This is a genomic window from Hymenobacter sediminis (assembly GCF_003231285.1).
GTDB lineage: Bacteria > Bacteroidota > Bacteroidia > Cytophagales > Hymenobacteraceae > Hymenobacter > Hymenobacter sediminis.
On sequence record NZ_QKNS01000003.1, the window covers coordinates 483,716 to 498,512 of the forward strand.

Annotated in this window: 10 protein-coding genes; 6 read left to right on the forward strand and 4 right to left on the reverse strand. The window is 57.5% G+C overall.

Features of this window, described 5'->3' with window-relative positions; all coding sequences use genetic code 11:
• The first annotated feature begins 182 nt into the window (after positions 1 to 182).
• The 3 genes from DNI29_RS11155 to DNI29_RS11165 all read left to right on the forward strand — a co-directional run bounded on the left by DNI29_RS11155 (position 183) and on the right by DNI29_RS11165 (position 4,045).
• Complete coding sequence (locus tag DNI29_RS11155) at positions 183 to 722, forward strand: (2Fe-2S)-binding protein (RefSeq protein WP_110978179.1); 540 nt, start codon at positions 183 to 185, stop codon at positions 720 to 722.
• Between the two features lie 72 nt (positions 723 to 794).
• Complete coding sequence (locus DNI29_RS11160) at positions 795 to 1,817, forward strand: FAD binding domain-containing protein (RefSeq protein ID WP_110978180.1); 1,023 nt, start codon at positions 795 to 797, stop codon at positions 1,815 to 1,817.
• The gene (locus tag DNI29_RS11165) at positions 1,814 to 4,045 is read left to right on the forward strand and encodes a xanthine dehydrogenase family protein molybdopterin-binding subunit (RefSeq protein ID WP_110978181.1); all 2,232 of its coding nucleotides are present in this window, start codon (positions 1,814 to 1,816) and stop codon (positions 4,043 to 4,045) included. The genes DNI29_RS11160 and DNI29_RS11165 overlap by 4 nt, the downstream gene beginning before the upstream one ends.
• Positions 4,046 to 4,104: 59 nt before the next feature.
• On the opposite strand, the gene DNI29_RS11170 is transcribed toward DNI29_RS11165, so the two are convergent.
• The 4 genes from DNI29_RS11170 to DNI29_RS11185 form a co-directional block, all read right to left on the reverse strand.
• Positions 4,105 to 5,082: a hypothetical protein gene (locus tag DNI29_RS11170; RefSeq protein WP_110978182.1), complete on the reverse strand. Its 978-nt coding sequence runs from the start codon at positions 5,080 to 5,082 to the stop codon at positions 4,105 to 4,107.
• Positions 5,083 to 5,417: 335 nt separating this feature from the next.
• Entirely contained in the window at positions 5,418 to 5,885 is a 468-nt protein-coding gene (locus tag DNI29_RS11175) for a lipocalin-like domain-containing protein (protein ID WP_110978183.1), read from the reverse strand.
• 72 nt (positions 5,886 to 5,957) lie between these two features.
• Positions 5,958 to 7,121: an MFS transporter gene (locus DNI29_RS11180; RefSeq protein WP_110978271.1), complete on the reverse strand. Its 1,164-nt coding sequence runs from the start codon at positions 7,119 to 7,121 to the stop codon at positions 5,958 to 5,960.
• 314 nt (positions 7,122 to 7,435) lie between these two features.
• Positions 7,436 to 8,008: a GNAT family acetyltransferase gene (locus tag DNI29_RS11185; RefSeq protein ID WP_110978184.1), complete on the reverse strand. Its 573-nt coding sequence runs from the start codon at positions 8,006 to 8,008 to the stop codon at positions 7,436 to 7,438.
• A 265-nt stretch (positions 8,009 to 8,273) separates the two neighbouring features.
• On the opposite strand from DNI29_RS11185, the gene ygiD reads away from it, so the two are divergent.
• The 3 genes from ygiD to DNI29_RS11200 all read left to right on the forward strand — a co-directional run bounded on the left by ygiD (position 8,274) and on the right by DNI29_RS11200 (position 14,700).
• On the forward strand, positions 8,274 to 9,161 hold the full coding sequence (gene ygiD, locus DNI29_RS11190) for a 4,5-DOPA-extradiol-dioxygenase (RefSeq protein WP_202910428.1): 888 nt from the start codon (positions 8,274 to 8,276) through the stop codon (positions 9,159 to 9,161).
• A 138-nt stretch (positions 9,162 to 9,299) separates the two neighbouring features.
• Complete coding sequence (locus tag DNI29_RS11195) at positions 9,300 to 11,774, forward strand: M1 family metallopeptidase (protein WP_110978185.1); 2,475 nt, start codon at positions 9,300 to 9,302, stop codon at positions 11,772 to 11,774.
• Between the two features lie 298 nt (positions 11,775 to 12,072).
• Positions 12,073 to 14,700 carry an MGH1-like glycoside hydrolase domain-containing protein gene (locus tag DNI29_RS11200; protein ID WP_110978186.1) on the forward strand — a complete coding sequence of 876 codons (2,628 nt, stop codon included), beginning with the start codon at positions 12,073 to 12,075 and terminating at the stop codon, positions 14,698 to 14,700.
• Positions 14,701 to 14,797 lie beyond the last annotated feature (97 nt).

The window sequence follows — 14,797 nt, forward strand, 5'->3', positions numbered from 1 at the left end:
TAGTCTTTCACTGTCGGGCTTTTGTATATATAGGATTTTTAAGAGAGAAAATACGAGCAAAAGAATAACGTGGGGCCGAAATCCGGCGTAAAGGAAACTCGCTGTTCGGTTCGCTCCCCCTGGGCGCGGTAGGCCGGGTAGCTGCTTTCCGCTCGCACCCTCACCTAACTATTCTTTCTCTCATGATACAACAGTCCTCAACCTCCGCGGCCCAAGCGGGTGGGGTGGCTGCCCCACCGCCCACGGGTACGGTGCGCCTCACCATCAACGGCCAGCAGCACACGCTGCAGATTGCGCCCTGGACAACCCTGCTCGATGCCCTGCGCGAATACGTCCACCTCACGGGCACCAAAAAAGGCTGCGACCATGGGCAGTGCGGCGCCTGCACCGTGCTGGTGAACGGCAAGCGCATCAACAGCTGCCTCTCGCTGGCCGTGATGCACGAAGACCACGACATCACGACCATTGAAGGCCTGGGCAGCCAGGAAAACCTGCACCCCCTGCAGCAGGCTTTCATCGACCACGACGCCTTCCAGTGCGGGTACTGCACGCCGGGCCAGATCTGCTCGGCCCAGGGCCTCATCAACGAAGGCCGTGCCCATACCGAGGAGGAAATAAAGGAGCACATGAGCGGCAACTTGTGCCGCTGCGGCGCCTACGCCGGCATTCTGAATGCGGTGAAGGAGGTAGTGGATTCCAAGAGCTCAGAGTCTAGAAGATAGAGCGTAGATGGCACTGCCATCTGCGTCTCGCCCAATTCTAAGTTCTCACCTCTCAGTTCTAAGCTCTCAACCATGAATCCATTCACTTACTCCAGCGCTACGGCCGTCGAGGACGCCGTGCGCGACAACGCCAGCCATGAGGGCGCGGCCTACATCGGGGGCGGCACCAACATCCTCGACCTGATGAAGGAAAACGTGGCGCGCCCGACCCACCTGGTGGGGCTGAACAAGCTGCCGCTTACTGCTATTGAGCCTACCCCCGAGGGCGGCCTGCGCCTGGGCGCCCTGGCTACCAACGCCGATACGGCCTGGAACGAGGAAGTAAAGCGCCGCTACCCGCTGCTGAACCAGGCCATTCTGGCCGGAGCTTCGCCGCAGCTGCGCAACATGGCCACCAACGGCGGCAACCTCATGCAGCGCACCCGCTGCTACTATTTCTATGACACCGCTACCCCCTGCAACAAACGCGAACCGGGTTCGGGCTGCGGGGCCATTGGCGGCTTCAACCGCATTCATGCCATTCTGGGGGCTAGCGAGCAGTGCATTGCGACTCACCCCTCCGATATGTGCATTGCCCTGGCTGCTTTGGCCGCCACGGTGCGTGTGAGCGGGCCGAACGGGGAGCGGGCCATTCCGTTCGAGGACTTCCACCGCCTACCCGGCAACACCCCGGAGCGCGACAACAACCTGGAGCCCGGCGAGCTGATTACCGGCCTCGATTTGCCCGCTAAAGGCTTCGAGAAGAACTTCAGCTACCTCAAGCTGCGCGACCGGAACTCCTACGCCTTCGCCTTGGTATCGGTGGCGGCGGCCCTGGAGCTGGACGGCGACACCATTACTGATGCCCGCCTGGCCCTGGGCGGCGTGGCCCATAAGCCCTGGCGCGACCAGGAGGCCGAAAACCTGCTGAAAGGCCAGCCCGCTACCCCCGAAACCTTTGCCCGTGCCGCCGCCAAAGTGGTAGAAAGCGCCCAAGGCTACGGCTCCAACAACTTCAAGATTGAGCTGGCCCGCCGCGCCATTGTGCGCGCCCTTAAGCAAGCCGCCGAAGGCAGCCAGCACGCATCCGACGTCTTTTTAAACTCGAATCCATGAGCACGACCAACTATATCGGCAAGCCCACGAGTCGGGTTGACGGCCCGGCCAAGGTGACGGGCGCCGCTACCTACGCCGCCGAGTTCCATGTGCCTAACATGGCCTACGGCTGGGTGGTGAGCAGCCCCATTGCCAAAGGCCGCATTACCAAAGTTCACGCTGATGAAGTGCTGGCTATTCCGGGCGTGCTGGAGGTGTTTTCGCACGAAAACGTGCCCGGCCTGGCCTGGTTCGACCGCAACTACAAGGACGACGTAGCCCCCGGCGGCTCGCCATTCCGGCCCCTGCACGAAGACAAAATCAAGTTCAACCAGCAGCCCATTGCCCTGGTAGTGGCCGAAACGCTGGAACTGGCCCGCTACGCCTCCTCGGTGCTGCGCATCGACTACGAGGAAGAAGCCCACGAAACCGACATCGAAGCCAAGCGCGACGAAGGCTTTGAGCCGGGCCGGGGCAAATCGGGCTGGATGCCGCCACCGCCGCCCCGCGGCAACCCCGACCAGGCCTGGGAAGAGGCTGAGCACCACATCGAGCACGAGTACGTGCACGGCGCTCAGCACCACAACCCCATGGAAATGTACGGGGCCACCGTAGAGTGGCGCGGCGACAAGAAGCTGACGGTCTATGACAAGACCCAGGGGGTAGTAAACGTACAGAACTACCTCACCAAAATCTTTGGGCTGAGCAAGGACGACTGCCGGGTGATTAACCAGTACATGGGCGGCGGCTTCGGCTCGGGGCTGCGGCCGCAGTACTCGGTGTTTCTGGCCGTGCTGGCTTCCCTGGAGCTGAAACGCTCGGTGCGCGTCACGCTCACGCGCCAGCAGATGTTCAGCTTCGGCCACCGCCCCCACACCCTGCAGTACGTGAAGCTGGGCACCAACCCCGATGGCACCCTGGCCGCCATTCAGCACCACGCCCTCCACGAGACCTCGCAGTTTGAGGAGTATACTGAAAACGTGGTGAACTGGAGCGGCATGCTCTACCAGTGCGAAAACGTGAAGCTGGGCTACCAGCTGGCCAAGCTGGATGTATTTACGCCCCAGGACATGCGCGCGCCCGGCGCTGCTACCGGCTCCTTCGCCCTGGAAGTAGCCATGGACGAAATGGCCGCCGCTGCCGGAATTGACCCCATCGACTTCCGCATCCGCAACTACGCCGAAGAAGACCAGAATGCCGGCAAACCCTTCTCCAGCAAGCGCCTGCGCGACTGTTACCACCAGGGCGCGGCCAAATTCGGGTGGGACCAGCGCAACCCCCAGCCCCGCTCCATGCGCAAGGGCAACCGCCTGGTAGGCTATGGCATGGCTGGCGGCGTGTGGGATGCCACCCAGAAGAAAGCCGCCGCCAAGGCTACCCTCACCGCCGACGGCAAACTGCTGGTTTCCAGCGCCACCGCCGACATCGGGACGGGTACCTACACCATCATGACCCAGATTGCGGCTGAAACCCTGGGCTTGCCCCTGGAGGCCGTCACCTTCAAGCTCGGCGACACCGACATGCCCGAAGCCCCCGTGCAGGGCGGTTCCTGGACGGCCGCCTCGGTAGGTTCGGCGGTGAAGAGCGTGTGCGAAGCCATCGGTGAGAAGCTGCTCAAGCTGGCCCAGAAGATGGAAGGCTCGCCTCTGAAAGGTGCCAGCATAGACGAAGTGGAGTTCGTGAACGGCCAGATCCGCTTGCGCCAGGACCCCGACAACGCCGTGGTTATCCGCGACGTACTGCAGGCCAGCGGCGAAACCAAGCTGGAAACTGATACCTCCGCCACGCCCAACCTGCTCAAACAGGCTACCCACTCCATGCACTCGCACAACGCCGTGTTTGTGGAGGTGGAGGTAGATGAGGAGTTTGGCACCGTGCACGTTACGCGCGTGCTCAACGCCGTGGCCGCCGGCCGCATCCTCAACCCCAAAACCGCCCGCTCGCAGGTGCTGGGCTCCATTGTGTGGGGCATCAGCATGGCCCTGATGGAGGAAACCGTTATGGACCACCAGTTTGGGCGCTACATGAACCATAACTACTCGGAGTATCACATCCCTGTGCAGGCCGATATCAACGACATCGAGGTGCTGTTCGTGGAGGAGGAAGACGACGTAGTAAACCCGCTGGGGGTGAAGGGGGTAGGCGAAATCGGCCTGCTGGGCGTAGCCGCCGCCATCACCAACGCCGTGTACCACGCCACCGGCAAGCGCGTCCGCGACCTGCCGATTTACCTGGATAAGCTGCTGTAATCCAGTTTGTCGTAACACAGAAAAGCCCCGGTGCCGTAAGGTGCCGGGGCTTTTTGTTTCTAATCGTTATTGCTTGCAAACAAATTTAATTGTTGTCTATCTGCCTCCTTCTTCTGTCTATGCTTCTTTCCTTCAGGAGTTTCTATAGGTTTTGAATTCTCAAAATATTTATTAACTCTAATAATGTCATAGCTCGTAATTCTTTCTATACCATCATTGTCTAATCTTCTGTTGATTACTAACAGGCAATTGATGGATGTTCCGTTTTTGAACTGAATAAGCCCAGTCTGAACTAAATTTTTGAATTCGTTAGATTTCATGTTAAATGAGATAGGTGTATCCTTGTAGATGCCCATCCATTTATAGTTGCCTTTCTTGAGGACTGGTGATATAATTTCAATCGTTTCATTGTCTAACTCGATAGGCTCTAATTCACTGCTTTCTAAAATATATTCACTAAAGTTTTCTCTATAAATTGTTTTCTCAGGTAGCAAAGGCCTCTTGCTGTTATCTTCAAGAGTTAAAGATATTTTACTAACCTTAGGATAATTTCCTAGTAATTCATAGAAATTAGATCTTCTCTTTTTGATTATATTATTTTGTATATAATATGCGTTGCTTTCTCTGGTTTCTTGTCTTAATTTTTCTATCTCTAGCTTTAATTTATCCTTCTCTAATGTCTTAAGCTCCTCATCTTCAAAGATGTTATCAACAACTTTTTCTATCGTTTTTTGTATAGGTGTTGTGAATATATTTAATGCAAGAGCTGTTATTACAGCTGCTAAAATTGTAGATTTTTTATTCTCTTGATCATAAACTATTTTGAACCACCTTCTTATTCCTCCTTCTGCTAAAGGCTCAGTTTCTATGTTAACGTAAGCACCCAAAGAAGCTGATATAGTTTTTATAAAACTAAGAAATTCGTGCTCACATCTATTTTGAACTACAGCATCCATTGTATGAGTGCCATCTTCAAACCAATAATGTAACTCTAGAGTGTTTCCATCAAATAAGGAAACGCTGTTCTCTTCTAACATATATAGATTAATGATGGCATAGCTCTGAGTTGAGCTTAGAATATCGGCAATATAGTAGGCTGCTAATGATTTAGCTATAACCTCTTCAACACTTCCGTCGCATTCATACTCTTGGGATTCAATTCCACTGACTTCTTGTAATTGACCTTGCCAGCTCTTTGTTGCCGGAGGTGAGGTAGGCTTCGGCGAGGCTGTCGAAGGCGTTGCCGCTCTCGGGGTGGAGCACCGTGTTGAGCTTGAATACTTCTAGGGCTTTCTGTTGGTCACCCTGGCGCAATAGAGTGTAGCCCCAGCTGTTCAGGTCGCTTTCGGCGGTAGGAAAGCAAATGAGGCCTTTATTTTACCCTGGCATATTGCTCAATATTGATTCGGTTTATTCCGCTGGCTTCTACCTTTTCTATGCCTCGCTGAACCAGGGTGTCGTTCTTGATGGCGACGGTAAAGGTGAAGTCGTTGTTTTCCCAATCCCGGGCGCTGCAATATTCGAGGTGCTCTGTGTAAGCACTGCCAGTAAGGGAATAACGACCTCCGCCCGCCACGAACACAGCAGAGTCCTTGCCCTTATTCACGTCGTGCTGTAAAAAAGAAAAATGGGTGTCGTTGATGATTTTTACGAAGGATATCTTTTTGTTTTTCGTGTAATCAGTAGAGGTTGTATCGCCTTTTTCGATGATAGTGCTTTTAATGAGCTGCCAGGTGCCGGTTATTGCCTTGGAGGTCGGCGCTGATTCTTTTTGTGCTGTATTGGGGTTGCATGATAGGAGCGAGGCAGCAACCAATGCGAAGCCGGGTAGTGCTTTCATGTTGTGAAGTATAGCGTATAAATGATATACTTCGTAAGTACGGTAACTAACCTGACTCTTGCTTTACCGCTGCTAAGTGCTCTTGGCTTTTAGCAGTGCCAACAGCCCCAGCGCCGGGCCCACGGCCAGCGGCAGCAGCAAATACTGTGGGGGCAGGCTGCGGGCCAGCAGGCCGGTAAGCTGAATGCTGGCAATGGTGAGGGCGAAGCCCAGGCAGTTGACGATAGTGAGCAAGGTACCCCGCGAGGCCGCCGGTGCGTGCTGGGCCACCAGCGTAGAAAACAGCGGCGAATCGGCCACCACCACTACCCCCCAGAAAAACAGAAACCCCAGCAGCAGCGCCACCGAGCCGCTCCCCAGCACCAGCGGCGACCCCACGCAGCACACCCCCGACAAAGCCAGTGCCGCCGTAGCTACCGGGCGCGGCCCCAGCCGTTGCGAGAGGAGCCCGCTGCCCACGCAGGCCAGGCTGCCTACCCCAATAATTAAGAACGAGAGCAGGGGCACCGGCAGCTCCGCGCCGGGGTGCAGGCGGTTGTAGGCCGCCAGCAACACCGGCACGAAGGCCCAGAACGTGTAGAGCTCCCACATGTGCCCGAAGTAGCCCAACGCCGCCGCCCGAAACTCCGGCTCCCGGAACCCCGTCAGAAATGCCGTGAGTTGAAGTTGCTGCCCTGCGCGGCGGTAGGGCCCATCGGGCACCAGCAGCACCAGCCCTACCCCGCCCAGCACCGCCAACCCCGAGGTGGCCACCGTCACGTACTGCCACGGCAACTGGGTGGCAGCAGCCCGAAGCAAGTGCGGAAAGGCCGTGCCCAGCACCAGCGCCCCCACCAGAAACCCCAACGACCGGCCCAATCCGGCCTCGAAGTAGTCGGCGGCTATTTTCATGCCCACCGGGTAAATGCCCGCCAGGAAAAACCCCGTCAGAAACCGCAGCATCAGCAGCTCCGCAGCCCCAATGCCGCTGAGGTTGACGCCCAGGTTGCAGGTAGCGGCCAGCAGAGCACTGATGAAAAATACCCGTGAGGGCGAAAACCGGTCGGCCACGGCCAGCAGGGCGAAGGTGAGCGTGCCAGCAATAAAGCCCAGTTGCACGGCGCTGGTAAGGGTAGCCACGAAGCCGGGCGGCAGGTGTAGTTGAGCAGCTACATCGGGGGCAACAGCGTTGCCGGCAAACCACAGGGAGGTGCAGAAAAACTGCGCCACCACCAGGGTAGGTAAAATGCGGGACATGAAGGCTTGGGCGGGACGGGTGGGGTAGGAGCAGAACAGGCCCGCAAGTTGCCGAAAGTTCTGCGCTCCGGCCACTTCAGATGCCCTCTTAGCTCAACCTATTGAGCTTCACCCTGTGATACCTTTCTCCTTGCATGAGCATCGCGCCTGCGCTAGGCGGTCATTCCGAACTGGTCGAGGAATCTCGTGTGCTGACGTTGTGGTTGTAATCAGACATCAACACACGAGATTCCTCGACCAGCTCGGAATGACGTTTATGAGGGGATGCAACGGAGGCGGTAAAGACGCGTCGCCACAGACAGGCATGACGCTCATTAGATGGGCTGGCTATTCCGACTTTTCGTGGTTTGGCAGGCCAGCTCTAAGTACTGGTTGCCGTTGAACTCAAACTCCTGGATAACCTCCAGCCCCAGTTTCTGAGTGTGGGCGGCGTAGGAACGGGTGTTAATGCGGTTGATGAACGTGACCAGTACCGGATAGCGCGGGGCCATCTGCTCCCGCGAGAAGTCAAAAATCCGTTCCAGCAGGCCACTACCCCGGTAGGCTTTGTCGAGGCAGACGGGGCCGTACTGGTAGGAATTCTCGGTGCTGAGCTGCCGGCCGGCGTAGGTCAGCGTGGGTAGCTGCGCTATCATGTAGGAGAAAATTGGCCACTCCGCCCAAAACTGCCAGCTTGCAGCCATGACGTACGCCACCACCTGCCCCTGATGCGTGGCAATGGATAGGCCCTGTTCCTGCTCAATCAGCTGGATGAGTTGCTCGCGGGTGAAGGCGGTAGTCACGAAACCATCGGCCTTATCCTCCTCGGCAATGGTAGCAAGCTGGTATTTCCGGTGCAGAGCCAGCACGCCGTCGATATCTTCTAAGCCGGCTAGTTTGAATTCCATAGGGGGTAGGGAGTAGAAGAATGCAAACTGCAAGAAATAAACTGAACGTCATGTCGAGCTAGCCGAGACATCTCGCGTGCTGATGTTGTGGTACTAACCAAGCGGCGCACGCGAGATGTCTCGACAGGCTCGACATGACGTTCTGAGTTATGTTAGACGCTTGCCGATAGAAGCAATATATCCTATACGCTTCCATTTCTTACCCTACATCAAGGAAGTGCTATCCAAGCCGGGGTACTTTTGTTAGGTAACTATTACAAACCGCTTGCACCGCAAAGACTTCCTCAAAGCCCTGACCGTGCTACCCTTCGCTACTGCTATGAACTCCTTGCAAGACCTCCATAAAACCGCCAGCTCCTTCCAGCAAACCGCCAAGATGCCCGTGCTCTTCGCCGGCCACGGCTCGCCCATGAATGCCCTGGCCGATAACCCGTTCACCCAAACTCTGCACCAACTGGGGCGCGACATTCGCAACCTCCAGCCTCCGCGCGCGGTGCTGGTAGTGTCGGCGCACTGGCTTACGCGCGGCACCTTCGTGGCCGTGAACGAGCGGCCCGAAACCATCCATGATTTCGGCGGCTTCCCGCAGGAGCTATTTGATATGCAGTACCCCGCGCCCGGCGCGCCCGATGTGGCCCGCGAGGTGCTGCAGGCCCTGCCCGATGCCCACCCCACCGATGAGTGGGGCCTCGACCACGGCACCTGGACGGTGCTGCACCACATCTTCCCCGAAGCCGATATTCCGGTGTTCCAGCTCAGCATTGACTACTACAAGCCCATTACCTACCACGCTGGACTGGCCCGACAGCTGCAGTTTCTGCGCCGCCGCGGCGTGCTGATTCTGGGCAGCGGCAACATCGTGCACAACCTGCGCCAGAGCATGCCCAACTTCATGCAGAACGATGCCCGGCCCCATGCCTGGGCCACGGAATTCGACGCCTGGGCCAAAGCCAAAATAGACCAGCGCGACCTGCACGCCCTGGCCCACTATCAGCAGGCCGGCGCCAGCGGCCCGCTCTCCGTGCCCACCCCCGACCACTACATCCCGATGCTCTACAGCCTAGCCTTGGCCGAGCGCGATGATGATATCCGCCACGCCTACGAGGAAGTCAGCTTCGGGGGCATGAGCATGCGCACGTTTGTAGTGGGGTAGGGGGTAGACTGGCTTTGTGAAAGGTGATTCAGTAAGCTTAGCAGGGTAGTAACTCAGAGAAGCCCTTCTCTGGGTTGAAAGCAACCATTCTCTTTCTACCACCATCTATCTGGCACAAGTATCTATACCTTGTGTCTGATGAGAAACCTATTCCCGTTACTTGTAGGCCTGCTATTCACGACGGTAGCCGCGGCTCAGCAACCCGCTCTCCAAGCGCAAACACCTGCCTACCGTGCCGAGGAACGCAAGGTCAACTCCCTGGTACATACCAAGCTGGATCTGCGCTTTGACTACGCCAAACGATATGCCTATGGCAAGGCGTGGCTGACGCTCAAGCCCCACAGCTACCCTACTGATTCCTTGCGGCTTGATGTTAAGGGCATGGATATTAAAGCGGTAGCCTTGGTACGGGGCGATACGCCGCTGCCCCTGAAGTACCAGTACAACGGGTGGCAACTGGCAATACGCTTGGGGCGAATGGTACCGGTAGGCGAGAAATACACTATTTACATTGAGTACACGGCCAAGCCCGATGAGCTGCAAGTGAAAGGCAGCGACGCTATTACCGGCGCGAAAGGTCTTTACTTTATCAACCCCGATAGCACTGTGGCGGGCAAGCCGGTGCAGATATGGACCCAAGGCGAAACGGAGGGTAGCTCGGCCTGGTTTCCGACCATCGATAGGCCCAACCAGAAATCGACTTCTGAAATCAGCCTGACGGTGCCCGCCAAGTACGTGACGCTCAGCAACGGACTGCTAGCAAGCCAGGAAGCAGCCGGTCCGGGCCTGCGCCGCGACACCTGGAAAATGGACCAGCCTCACGCGCCTTACCTGTTCATGCTGGCCGTGGGCGACTTCCGGATTACCAAGGACACATGGCGCGGCAAGGAAGTGAGCTACTACCTCGAGCCGCAGTATGCCGCTCAGTCGCGCGCCATTTTTGGCAAAACGCCGCGCATGCTGGAGTTCTTCTCTCAGCGCCTCGGCGTCGATTTTCCGTGGAGTAAATACGCCCAATTAGTGGGCCGCGAGTACGTGGCCGGCGCCATGGAGAACACCACGGCTTCTTTGTTTGGTGAGCAGGCCCAAGGCACGGCCCGCGAGCTGCTGGACTGGGAATACGCGGGCGTGGAGCGCGAAATTGCTCACGAGCTGTTCCATCACTGGTTTGGTGACTTGGTAACGTGTGAGAGTTGGAGTAACCTGACCGTAAACGAGTCGTTTGCTAACTTCAGCGAGGTATTGTGGGCCGAGCACGAGTACGGCCCCGACGCCGGCGCGGCCCAGGCCCATCGTAATCTGCGCATTTACCTGCGCGGCCCCGGCAACTCCCAAAAGCCACTGGTGCGCTTCCAGTATGCCGATAAGGAAGATATGTTTGATGGGGTTAGCTACCAGAAAGGGGGTAGCATTCTGAACATGCTACGCTCTTACCTGGGCGAAGACGTGTTTTTTGCGGGGCTGAAAACGTACTTAACCCGCAACGCCTTCGGGACCGGCGAGGCGCAGCAGTTACGGCTGGCCCTGGAAGAAGCCTCAGGTCAGGACTTGAACTGGTTTTTCAATCAATGGTACTACCGTGCCGGTCATCCTGTTGTTGCTATTGATTATCAGTGGGATGCTGCCCTTAAGCGGCAGGTTGTGGTAGTACGCCAAACTCAGCCCGGCGCGCCCTTCGTGCTGCCACTGCAGGTAGATGTGTACTCCAACGGTCGTGCCCGGCGCTACCCCGCTACCCTGCGCCACGCCATCGATACGCTGTACTTTCCGGCGCCTACCCGCCCGGAGCTGGTGAATGTAGATGCGCAGAAAACCTTGGTCTGGGAAAAGAAGGATAATAAGTCCCTGGCCGAGTTTGATTACCAATACCGCCACGCCGCTACCTTCCTCGACCGGCGCGAAGCCCTGGTGGCCACTCAAAATCAGCTTTCCGATCCTCTGGCCCAAAAAATCCTAATCATGGGCCTGCAAGACAAGTCGGATGTGTTACGCGGGCTAGCCATAGAGCAGCTCAACCTCAAAAATGACACACTTCGCAAGGCTGCCACGCCCATTTTGGCCCGGCTCGCTACCTCCGACCCATCGGTGCAGGTGCAAGCCGCGGCCCTAGTGGCGCTGGGTAGCCTGAAGCAGAAACGCTACACGAAGCTATTTACCAAAGCCCTGAATAGTCAATCGTACCGAGTGCAGGGGGCGGCCCTGCAAGGACTGGCCGCCTTGCAACCTGCGCAGGCCCTGGCCCGCGCTATTGCTTTCGAGGCCGATAACAAAGGCGCCCTGACGGTGGCGATGGTGCTGGTGTACGGCCAAGCGGGCGGCCCGGCGCAGTGGCCTTCGGTGCTGGCTAAGTTTGATGCCGCTGACACCAACAACCGCTTCAACATGATGTCTGGCTTTGGTGCGATGCTAGGCCGCCTCGATGACCCTACGGCCCTCACCCAAGGCATTACACGCATCAAGGATATGGGAGTACAATTCAAGCCCTACGGCGTTGCAAAACCCCTCATTGAACTGCTTCAGCAAATCCGGCAGCAGCAGGCAAGCCGCCCGAACGCTGCGCAGGCATCCACGCTGGTAGCGCAGGCCGTAGCCGAGATTGAGGCGGCAAAGTAGGGTAGGCAGTGCAAGCCTGCAGAGGTAGGGTTACCCTTTAGAAAAATCACGAAGGGTAGGTGCGGCCGCCAAGGGTAAGCTGCAAGAAAGGAGTAGGGTAAAAGTATGCTAAGGTCCTTGTGCTACCTCCTCAGTAGCAACCATAGCAGTTAAAATAGAGTAGGGCAAAGCTCACTCGGCGAGACAAATTCACCTGCAGACACGGCTCCAGAGCCGGTTGTCGGCCTGGGCGCAACGGCCCGGGGGTACTCGCCACATGCTACTTCTGGAAATTTCAGGAGCCCCGAGCTACTACTCTATGACGCAGGAACAACTACGCCTCGCAGAAACGAATACGCACACCGCCCCCTGGAAAAAGTTTGGCCCCTACCTCACCGAGCGCCAGTGGGGCACGGTGCGCGAAGATTATTCGGCCGAAGGCAATGCTTGGGACTACATTACTCATGACATGGCCCGCAGCAAGGCCTACCGCTGGGGCGAGGAAGGCCTGGGCGGCATTTCCGACGATAAGCAGCTGCTGTGCTTTGGTGTGGCCCTTTGGAATGGGAAAGACGAAATTCTGAAGGAGCGCCTGTTTGGCCTCACCAACGGGCAGGGCAACCACGGCGAGGACGTGAAGGAGCTGTACTACTACCTCGACAGCACCCCCACGCACTCCTATATGAAGATGCTTTACAAGTATCCGCAACGGGCATTTCCGTACCGGAAGCTAGTGAAGGAAAATGCCCGCCGTACCCGTGAGCAGTCTGAGTACGAGCTGCTCGACACGGGCATCTTCAGCAAGGGGCGCTACTTCGATGTGTTTATTGAGTACGCCAAGGCCGGCCCCGATGACATCCTGATTCAGATAACGGTGCACAACCGCGGGCCTAAGCGCGCCTCGGTGCAGGTGCTACCCCAGCTTTGGTTCCGCAACACCTGGAGCTGGGGCTACGACGATACCCGCCCCGTGGTGCGCGAGCTGGAGCCCGGCACTGCCCTGGCCGAGCACCCGTCCCTGGGTGCCTACCACCTCTTCTGCGACCAAACTCCCCAGCTGCTCTTCTGCGAAAACGAAACCAACGGCGCCCGCCTCTATAACCTACCTGCCGATGGTCTGCACTTCAAGGATGGCATCAACGACTATATCATCGATGGCAAGGTAGACGCCATTAATGCTGAGCAGCAAGGCACCAAAATGGCCGCCCAGTACTACCTCACTCTGCAGCCGGGCCAGTCGCAGGTGGTGCGGCTGCGGCTGCGGCAGCCGGCCTGCCCCGAGCCGTTTCTGGACTTTGACCACATCTTCGCGGCCCGCCGGCGCGACGCTGACGAGTTCTACGACTGCCTCCAGGAGAACCTGCCGCCCGACCCCGATGCCCGCAATGTGCAGCGCCAGGCCTTTGCCGGCATGCTCTGGAGCAAGCAGTTTTATTATTACGATGTCACCCAGTGGATGGAAGGCGACCCAGCTGTGGCTACGCCCCCGCCCGAGCGCCGCAAAGGCCGCAACCGGCAGTGGGGCCACTTGCAAAATCAGGACATCATTTCCATGCCCGACAAGTGGGAGTACCCCTGGTACGCGGCCTGGGACCTGGCGTTTCACTGCATTCCGCTGGCTATCCTGGATGCCGAGTTTGCCAAAAGCCAGTTGCGCCTGCTTACTAAAGACTGGTACATGCACCCCAACGGCCAACTGCCGGCCTACGAGTGGAATTTCTCCGACGTGAACCCACCCGTACACGCCTGGGCTACCTGGCGCGTGTATAAAATGGATAAGAAGCTGCGCGGCGACCAAGGCGACACCGCTTTCCTAGAGGCCGTATTTCATAAGCTGGCTCTCAACTTCACTTGGTGGGTAAACCGCAAAGACAAAAGTGAGCGGAACATCTTCGAGGGCGGCTTCCTGGGGCTGGACAACATTGGGGTGTTCGACCGCTCGGCCCCGCTGCCGACTGGTGGCTACATTGAGCAGTCGGATGGTACGAGCTGGATGGCCATGTTTGCTTTGAACATGATGCGCATGGCTCTGGAGTTGGCCCGCACCAACCCCGTATACCAGGAAATGGCCAGCAAATTCTTCGAGCACTTCCTCTACATTGCCGATGCCATGACCCGTGGCGGCGACGGCCTGTTTAACCTCTGGGATGAAGAAGACGGCTTTTATTACGACGTGCTGCACACCCCCGACGAGGAGCGCATCAAGCTGAAAGTGCGCTCCATTGTGGGCCTGATTCCGCTGTTTGCGGTGGAGGTGGTGGACCAGGCGCTGCTGGATGCCATGCCCGAGTTTACCGCCCGGGCGCGCTGGTTGCTGGAAAGTCGGCCCCACTTGGCCAAGTTGGTAGCCCGTTGGGAAGACCCCGGTAAGGGTGCCCGTCACCTGCTGGGCCTGCTGCGCCGCTCCCGCCTCAAAAAGCTTCTTACCCGCATGCTCGATGAAACCGAGTTTCTGTCGGAATACGGCATCCGGGCCATGTCGCGCTACCACTTAGAGCGCCCTTATGTGTTCAGTACTGAGGAAGAGAACTTCGAGGTGCACTACGTGCCGGGCGAGGCCGAAAGCAGCATGTTTGGGGGCAACAGCAACTGGCGCGGGCCCATCTGGTTTCCCATCAACTACCTCATCATCGAGTCGTTGCAGCGGTACCACTTCTACTACGACAGCAAGTTTCAGATTGAGTACCCTACCGGCTCGGGCACTTTGCTGACGTTGCAGGAGGTAGCCGCCGCCCTGGCTGGGCGACTGACCAAGCTTCTGCTCAAGGATGAGCACGGCCACCGCCCCGCCTTTGGTAATAATGAGTTATTGCAGAAGGACCCTCACTTCAAGGACTACCTGCTCTTCCACGAGTACTTCCACGGCGACACCGGCTACGGCCTCGGGGCCAACCACCAAACCGGCTGGACCGGCCTCATCGTGCGTTTGCTACAACTGCGGGGGTAGGAAAAGTGGTAAGGTTGTGAAATAGCGAATTTGACGTCTGACGGTACTTTTCGTCAAGAATTCAGCGCTTTCAGAACTAATCCTACCTGACTTGGTA